The organism is Phyllobacterium sp. P5_D12, assembly GCF_054049495.1.
On sequence record NZ_JBFUMG010000206.1, the window covers coordinates 1 to 7583 of the forward strand.

The 7583-nt window shown below is 55.0% G+C and carries 7 protein-coding genes and 3 pseudogenes; 6 read left to right on the forward strand and 4 right to left on the reverse strand.

Annotation, left to right across the window (positions count from 1 at the left end):
- From ACXJ5O_RS14520 to ACXJ5O_RS14535, 4 genes and pseudogenes are all read right to left on the reverse strand, one after another.
- Nucleotides 1–250, reverse strand: a pseudogene (locus tag ACXJ5O_RS14520) (hypothetical protein); the annotation flags it as partial.
- 18 nt (nucleotides 251–268) lie between these two features.
- On the reverse strand, nucleotides 269–1129 hold the full coding sequence (locus tag ACXJ5O_RS14525) for a carbohydrate ABC transporter permease (protein WP_457300501.1): 861 nt from the start codon (nucleotides 1127–1129) through the stop codon (nucleotides 269–271).
- Complete coding sequence (locus tag ACXJ5O_RS14530; protein ID WP_457300502.1) at nucleotides 1129–2076, reverse strand: carbohydrate ABC transporter permease; 948 nt, start codon at nucleotides 2074–2076, stop codon at nucleotides 1129–1131. Before ACXJ5O_RS14530 ends, ACXJ5O_RS14525 begins: the two co-directional genes overlap by 1 nt.
- A 73-nt stretch (nucleotides 2077–2149) precedes the next feature.
- Nucleotides 2150–3178: a LacI family DNA-binding transcriptional regulator gene (locus ACXJ5O_RS14535; protein WP_457300503.1), complete on the reverse strand. Its 1029-nt coding sequence runs from the start codon at nucleotides 3176–3178 to the stop codon at nucleotides 2150–2152.
- A 320-nt stretch (nucleotides 3179–3498) separates the two neighbouring features.
- On the opposite strand from ACXJ5O_RS14535, the pseudogene ACXJ5O_RS14540 reads away from it, so the two are divergent.
- From ACXJ5O_RS14540 to ACXJ5O_RS14565, 6 genes and pseudogenes are all read left to right on the forward strand, one after another.
- A pseudogene (locus tag ACXJ5O_RS14540) lies at nucleotides 3499–3822 on the forward strand (winged helix-turn-helix domain-containing protein); the annotation flags it as partial.
- 30 nt (nucleotides 3823–3852) lie between these two features.
- Nucleotides 3853–4077 carry a hypothetical protein gene (locus tag ACXJ5O_RS14545; protein ID WP_457300506.1) on the forward strand — a complete coding sequence of 75 codons (225 nt, stop codon included), beginning with the start codon at nucleotides 3853–3855 and terminating at the stop codon, nucleotides 4075–4077.
- A gap of 1301 nt (nucleotides 4078–5378) precedes the next feature.
- On the forward strand, nucleotides 5379–5546 hold the full coding sequence (locus tag ACXJ5O_RS14550; protein WP_162702142.1) for a hypothetical protein: 168 nt from the start codon (nucleotides 5379–5381) through the stop codon (nucleotides 5544–5546).
- 219 nt (nucleotides 5547–5765) lie between these two features.
- Nucleotides 5766–6050, forward strand: a complete 285-nt coding sequence (locus tag ACXJ5O_RS14555) for a hypothetical protein (protein WP_457300504.1) — start codon at nucleotides 5766–5768, stop codon at nucleotides 6048–6050.
- A gap of 46 nt (nucleotides 6051–6096) precedes the next feature.
- On the forward strand, nucleotides 6097–6897 hold the full coding sequence (locus tag ACXJ5O_RS14560) for an SDR family NAD(P)-dependent oxidoreductase (protein WP_457300505.1): 801 nt from the start codon (nucleotides 6097–6099) through the stop codon (nucleotides 6895–6897).
- A pseudogene (locus ACXJ5O_RS14565) lies at nucleotides 6894–7583 on the forward strand (hypothetical protein); the annotation flags it as partial. The gene ACXJ5O_RS14560 and the pseudogene ACXJ5O_RS14565, both read left to right, overlap by 4 nt.

The following is a 7583-nucleotide window of genomic DNA, read 5'->3' on the forward strand; positions in this document are numbered from 1 at the left end:
ATGGGCAAATGGGCAACTGCACGTATTCGACGTCTATGCCCGTGTCATTTTTAAAGGCGGGAATCGCGTCTTGGAGGATCGTTCCCTTCCATGAGGCGTTGTCGCCGAGGACAACGAGCTTGGAAGGCTTTTTTCCAAGCTCCGCGCGGGCTGAAGTCGACGGGCCGAGGGCGGCCAGATTGATGCCGGCCAGAGTCGAACCAAGCAGCGTCCGCCGGTTGATCAGGCCTTTCTTGCTGGAAACGGTCATGGCTTCCTCCATCATACCTTAGGGAATTCTAGCATCGTTCACCGCGCCTGCCGACAGGCCCGGTATAAGGTGCCTTTGAACGATCAGCGAAAACACGATCACGGGCAGGAGAACCAGAATGCCGGATGCCGCGATGGCTCCCCAATCGGTCCCGGTCTCGCTACCGGCGTAAGTGCTCAAGACGACCGGCGATGTTCGCGTGGCGTTGTTGGTGAGAATGGCCGCGAAGATGAAGTCGTTCCAGGCAAGGAGCAGCGACAAGATGGCCGCGGTTGTTATTCCCGGCTTGGCCAGGGGCAAGGCGATCCTGATGAAAGCCCCCGTCCGGGACGCGCCGTCCATATAGGCCGCTTCTTCCAAGTCGCGCGGCACACTTTTGAAGAAGTCGCGCGTGACCCAGACGACCACGGGAAGACTGAATGTCGTATAGGCCAGGATGAGGCCTATCCTGGTGTTGATCAGTCCGATCAGACTGTACATCACATATAATGGCAAAAGTGCCGCAATTGGCGGCAGCATCCGCATGAAGAGCAGCGAAAAGAAGATGAGTTTGCGACCGGGGAAGCGGAATCGGGCGATGGCGTACGCCGCGGGTGTTCCAACAAACAAGGAGACCAGAACCGTCGAGGTGGTCACCAGGAAGCTGTTCCAGAAAGAATTCAGAAAGTTCCCTCCAGACAAGACCGCGAAATAGTTCTCCAAGGTCGGCCACCACAGAAAGAGTGGCGGTGTCGTGAAGATTTGCTCACGCGTTTTCAAGGACAGTCCAAGGACCCAAAGCAGCGGCAGCAGGAAGATCACAAGCATGCAGATCAATGCGGCATACACGAAGACGTAGTAGCATCCCTTTCTGTAGCCTGTGTGCAACAGCGATTTCATCAGTCGGTCTCCTTTGGGCGCATGGTGGCTATCAGAAGCAGGCAGACCGTCAGGACGATCAGGAGCATGATCCACGACGCAGCCGAGGCCAGCGTTAGATCGAAGCTGAAGAAGGACGTGTTGTAGACGWAAATGGARAGCACCAACGTCGCGTTYSCAGGCCCKCCTGCSGTCATCACRTAGACRTTRTCGAAGGCCCTGAACTCAAAGATGATCCGWAGGAGCATCGCCACGAGCAAATAGGGCGACAAAAGCGGCAAMGTTATATGACGGAACAGTGCCGTCTTGGTCGCGCCGTCGATCCTTGCCGCTTCCATYAYCTCCTTCGGCACGGACTGSAGRCCMGCCAGGACGAGCAGGGCAACGAACGGTGCGTTCTGCCACACGTTCACTCCGCCCACTGTGATGAGTGCCAGCGTCGGGTCGCCGAGCCAGATGACCGGCGATCCGATGAGATAGTCGACAAGGCCATAGGTGGGGTCGAGGAGAAGCTTCCAGCAAAGCGCAGCGACAATCGGAGTGGCCATCATCGGGACGATCAATGCCGTTCGAAAGATGCGGATGAACGGAAGTTCCAGATTGAGAAGCAGGGCGATTGCCAGCCCGATCAGAATTTCGAGGCAGACCGTCGCGGCCGTATAACCAAGCGTGAGCCCAAGACTTGCAAGGAAGACAGGATCTGCGAAAAGGTCTCTATAGTTTTGCAGGCCCACAAACTGAGCTTCCGAAACAGGCTGGTCAATTGACCACCCAGCGAAGCTCATGATCAACGACAGTATCAGCGGCAAGCCCAGGACTGCGACGCTCAGGGCCACAGTCGGGAGAATAGCCAGCGGAACGAAAAACAAGTCAGCTGTTTTGCTGACCAGGCCAGCAGTCGTCAGCCTCCTGACGCCCGGACCGGGAGGCGAAACTAAATGCTCGGGGTGTCGATCGTCATGGCTCATCCCTCGGCCCTTCACCCATGGGTCTGAGCTAGTCTCGCCGATTAACCGCGCTGTGTCTTCCCATTAATTGTATTCAGTCTTGATGCCGCGCATCGTACTTCCGCTCCCACGGCACGCGGGAAGCCGGACCCGTTGACTCGCGTATGATCAGGTCCGGCACAAGGCTTATGCGAAGCGGAGGAACTGTCCGATAGTGGGGATTGGAGATCCTRTCRATGATGCAACGCGCCATCGCCGCTCCCATTTCGACATGAGGCACCCTGATTGTCGTCAAGCGGGGSGCRACTTGCGAGGCCGATATGAAATCGTTGAAACCGACCACCGAAACATCATCGGGCACCCGAATTCCMAKAAKGGCCAGTTCCGAAATCACGCTCACGGCTATACCGTCATGAGCACAAAACAGKGCGGTCGGTTTGCCGCCGGCATCCATGTAGTCAAGAAGCGGTTTGCGCAAACCCGCCTCTTCGTCAAARACGAGATCGTCMACTTYTCCGTCRATCTCCCTTGCCCCATCGCATAGACCCCGAAATCTCTCGGCCCTGCCTAACAACCTAGCGTCTCCGTGSACAAAWGCGAACYTGCGATGGCCSAGYGTYGCCAGGTAGCGGGCAATCGTGACGCCAGCTTCCCAGTCRGGCCCYGACACSAGATCGATGYGCTCCAGGGGMCCTGCATAGCCTGARCAAACCAGYGGCAGGTTGYTCCGGCTTGCAAAMYCKGAGAATTCCTCCGGGTAAGGTACTGCAAGGATCAGCCCTACCACAGCCTCGTCAATCGAAGGGCTGTCGAAGACGCTTTGCGCCTKTYTCGGGATTACCRTGTAGCCGTACGCCTCGGCCTGCYGCTCCGCGCCAAGGAGGATATTTGACCACAGTTCYGTGCTTACGCGGTCGATTTCTTGGCGCAGGAATAATATTTGCCCGCGGTTTTGCGCCGGYTCGGCCATAAGCGCATAGCCCATGTCCTGGGCGGCCCGCTCAATCCTACGGCGCGTGGCTTCCGCTACGCCCGGTTTGCCAGACAGAGCTCTCGAAACCGAAAATTTCGAAATGCCGAGTGCGTCGGCAAGGTCCTGTAACGTAACGCGTTTCCTCGCCATTAACCAAGATCCTGCCCAGCAACATTGCTGKAATATACCTACCAAAATTGCGTATTTAGCGCAAGATATTGCGCAGCGTGTTTTGTTATGTTAGGGTTGAGGTTCCAAATTTGAAATCGTTCGTATCACTATGCAGATTAGGCAATCTAACGGCGTCGCCAGAGACGTTACACTCTGTTTGAAAGAGCATGCGCCAAAAATGCAGCACCTCGGCGCAATCTCTGCGCGATGGTGACCTAGCAGCTGCGCCCTAAGGGTGACCTGTTCATGTCCTGTCGTGGAGGTGAACCGCTTTTGCAAAGAGAAAGGAGACCGGAGCAATGACGCAGAATTCTGCCATCAGTTCGTCTAAAAGCGGTTCGGCAGGCAACGTTTTCGTTTTTGGTCCCTTTCAACTTTCCGCGCACCAGAGGCTTCTTCAACAAAACGGGACGCCGCTTTCCATYAGTAGCCGCGCGCTCGAAATCCTGATGGCCCTCGTTGAGCGACCRGGCGAAGTTGTTTCTCACAAAGAKTTAATCAATCGGGCATGGCCCAACGTTGTAGTGGAGGACACGAATTTGCGCGTGCACATTGCGAATCTGMGAAAAGCGTTGGGGGATTCGAAGACTGGACCTCGTTACATAGTSAGTGTTCCAGGACGCGGGTATTGTTTCGTTGCGAAGGTTAGCTCGATGGATTCACCTCGCTCCGGCGACTGGCCAGATTTACTGCTGCCGCGAATACCCGATGCTAAGCCAGCGGATGCGTTGATCTTCGCAGAAGGACAGGTGCAATTAGGTGTTCAACTGTTGCGTAACGCTCTTGCGACGTTGCAAGCGCAGCAGCCTTATGTAGTGGCGGGTGAACTATCTGCGCATTGGCTGACGGTTCAACCGAGTGCGGGCAAATCGAACTAGCCCTCAGCACCGGAATTTCGATGCCACGCCTCATGTCTGAGTGAGCTTACCTCCCTACAGAGTCCCCCCGGCGATCGTTGCCCTCCCTCGCGGTCGCCTTCTTGGGCAGCAGTGCCGAATCCGGCCTGCTGCCCCTTTCTTGTTGGCCCGCCTTAATCATCCAATTGCTCTGCCGCTTGAAGTGCCGAAGTGATGACGTTCGGAGTGCGTCAATACTATGTCTGCCGGCGGACGGTTCGGCACCATTGGAACGAACCCGCTCTGGGCGTGTTTAACCCGCAAGAATGGGGTGGCCAGTGGCATCAAGAAAATCTGACTCATCGGCGACCGCCAATTGGTTAAAGCGCGGTATGAAGAGCCACGACTTTCAGGCGGCAATGAGGTCCGGCCACTTTCCCATCGCGACGAATGAAGCATTTCAGGTCCTGCTTGCTCGATTGGAACAGGCGGAGATCGAACGCTTCACATCCATAATCGCCGCCAACATCATACTGTCCGGAATTGAATGGTTTACATGATGCGTAAGCGGCAGGTGAGGTTGCCTTCAATCCATCACTGGCCAAGCAATTCGACATGTTAGCAGCTTGACCACTGGCTGCAAAACCAATCGCATCCCGTCCAGAATGAGAATTTGCGACAGAATACGTCGACTGGTCATTCCCGTCCTCGCCTACAACTAGCGGGCAATTCGTGCCTATGAGAAAAGCGACGGGAAACCGTTTTGATCAATAGAAAGTGGCACGATGATATCATGATATTTTGTTGGACTATGAAATTCACTCCCCAATAAAACAGGCGAAGGATGAGGCTGCTACGAGAGTTCTGTCATACGGCGCCACAGGCACCAGGCGGCACAAATAGGACGGCTGGGAATCTAATGCATGCGTCATCGGGAAATTGTTGCGGTTCCCGAGGATTTCATTGCAAATTTTGCGTGAGTTAGAACGTACGTTACCGCCGGACAGACCTCATGCCGCAAGCGCCTCGAACCGTTGGAGAATGAACTCTGCTCCTTTCACAGCATGTGGATGAGCTCGATGCCGGCGTCCAGTTTGCCAGCAGAAGCGACGGGCTTGGGGTGGGATTGGTGCAGGCGGAAGCTACAGCTGGGCCGACGAGAAGTATTCTATCCATGGCGAGGTTTCGGCCGATAAATATGGTACCACCTGAGCGACCCCGATAAGCTGTTTATGACAACCAACGTTTATTCGATGCAAACCAATGTATAATTCAAAACCCTAACGTCAGATCATACTCTTTCAAAGGCAATATTTTTGTTCTGCAAATTGTGGAAGATGAGCATGATCAAAAAAATGAACCTTCCTCAAATCCGCATTGAGAAACTTGAACACGACCTCTACGAGGCTGTGGAAATAGCATACCTGCGCGGCGCAAGTGATTGGGTTTGCATTCATTATCCACAGTATTACGAGCGCCTGCGTAAGCAATACGATGGTTGTGCAGCTTGAGCAACAAGTAGGCCGTCAGGGCTAAGGGTCTGGTTCGCCGAATATTCTGAACACTAAGAAATACTTTGCCAGCGACCCCAAAGCTGGCTGTTGGATCGAAAGAACTCCGGCGTTGTCGGACGACCGTAATTCGGCGGGCTAAAGGATCGTGGTCGAAATCTCAGCGGGTATTTTTTTCAACTCGGGGCATTTTGATGAGGACTCGTGATGAGAACCTTGATGTTCGTCCTTCTCTCCACCGCCTCCGCAGCGGCCCATGACGCTCCGTCCGGGTGGTCTTACGGCTTTGAATGCTGCTCTTCAATGGATTGTTTTGAGGAACAGGACCAAAACGTCGAGCTGGCGTTCGGCGGCTTCCGGATCAAGAGCACGGGCGAACTCATTCCCTATACCGACAAGCGCGTAAAAATGTCGAAGGATGCCAAGTACCATAGGTGCACGAGGCTAGGTGATCCGAAGATGCCGAAGTCAATCTGCATTTATGTGCCAAACAGCGGCTCCTGACGACACCGCTTGAACCAATCGGCTCTAAACAAGGAAACGTCCGCCCATGACGACTTCAGAGACAAGGAAAGTGGCAGCAATCACCGGAGCATCATCCGGAATAGGATCGGTTTATGCGGACAGGTTCGCGGCGCGAGGTTACGATCTCATATTGATCGCCCGCCGTGGGGAGCGGCTTGCTGCTTTGTCCGGGCAGCTGAGCGCCGTTTATAGTGTCGAAGTCGAAGTGATCAGCGCCGATTTGACAAAGGAGGCGGATCTCGTCCGCGTTGCAGGAAGTCTTGCCGATAGTGCGGCTTTGAGGGTTCTCGTCAACAATGCCGGCAATTCGAGGCTGGCTCCTCTGGCCGATACATCTGGGGCCGAGTCTGCTTCCATGATCGCGTTGAATATTGTCGCGTTGACGCGTCTTACGGAGGCCGTGTTCCCCTCATTCCTGTCGCAAAAGGACGGCCTCATCATCAATATCGCGTCCGTCCTTTCCCTGCACGCCTTGCCCACCAGCGCGATATACAGCGGCACCAAGGGCTATGTCCTGAATTTCAGCCGGGGACTGCAACAGGAACTCGCGGGTACCGGAGTGCGCTTGCAGGTCGTTCTTCCCGGCGCAACCGCGACTGAACTCTGGGATCTTTCGGGCGTTCCGTTGGCCACGCTGGACAAGGCGAAAATCATGTCGGCCGAGGATATGGTCGATGCCGCCCTGGCAGGATTGGACAATCATGAAGACGTGACCTTGCCTTCGGTTGCCGATGCCGGCCTCTGGAATGCATATGACGCGGCAAGGTCAAAACTGTTCCTCGCGACCCAGACCGGGAAACCGGCACCGCGTTACGCGAAGTCATGAATACAACACTCTCGAGTTCATTGGAGCGTGTGGCGATGGGCGGCCACGTGAACAGGGTGACGTTGGCGAGCCGCATGGCGAGATTTTCACCGCTCGCTGCAATCCTCATCGCTTCAGTGGTTTTCCTCCTGGACACTTTGACGACGTTGGATATTGCCATCGCCGTGCTTTACGTGTCCGTGGTGCTGTTGGCTCTCAATTTCGCGGGCCCGACTGGCATAGTCCTGATCGGCGCGGCGTGCATGGGGCTTACCGTCCTGAGCTTTCTGATATCGCATTCGGATATCCTCATTGAACTGGAGGACTCGTTGGCACGTTGCCTGGTCAGCATCGCAGCTATCGCCATCACGACGTTCCTCGGTTACCGCCTGAAAACTTCGATGAATGTTCTGGCTGAAAGTGAACTGCGTTACCGCACCATTTTTCTGGCGACGGGTGTCGGCATTCTCCAGATGGATTTCAGAGGTCTTAAAGACGCCATTGAAAAGCTTAAGAGCGAGGGCGTGCGGGACGTCGATCTGGCACGGAAACTCGATCCAGGATTTCTCAACAAAATTCCGAAAACCGTACGGCTGATCAACGCGAACGAAACGGCTCTGAAGATGTTCAATGTCGGAGACATCCATGCGCTGGAGAGGATGCTGCCGACTATTATCACCGCGGATATGGACAAGTCATGGAAGTTC

What these genes read in the sequence shown, in the direction of transcription:
- ACXJ5O_RS14550 (WP_162702142.1), top strand. Translation starts at nt 5,379, where the DNA reads ATGATCAAAAAAATGAACCTTCCTCAAATCCGCATTGAGAAACTTGAA.
- ACXJ5O_RS14560 (WP_457300505.1), top strand. Translation starts at nt 6,097, where the DNA reads ATGACGACTTCAGAGACAAGGAAAGTGGCAGCAATCACCGGAGCATCA.
- ACXJ5O_RS14555 (WP_457300504.1), top strand. Translation starts at nt 5,766, where the DNA reads ATGTTCGTCCTTCTCTCCACCGCCTCCGCAGCGGCCCATGACGCTCCG.
- ACXJ5O_RS14525 (WP_457300501.1), bottom strand. Translation starts at nt 1,129, where the DNA reads ATGAAATCGCTGTTGCACACAGGCTACAGAAAGGGATGCTACTACGTC.
- ACXJ5O_RS14545 (WP_457300506.1), top strand. Translation starts at nt 3,853, where the DNA reads ATGGATTCACCTCGCTCCGGCGACTGGCCAGATTTACTGCTGCCGCGA.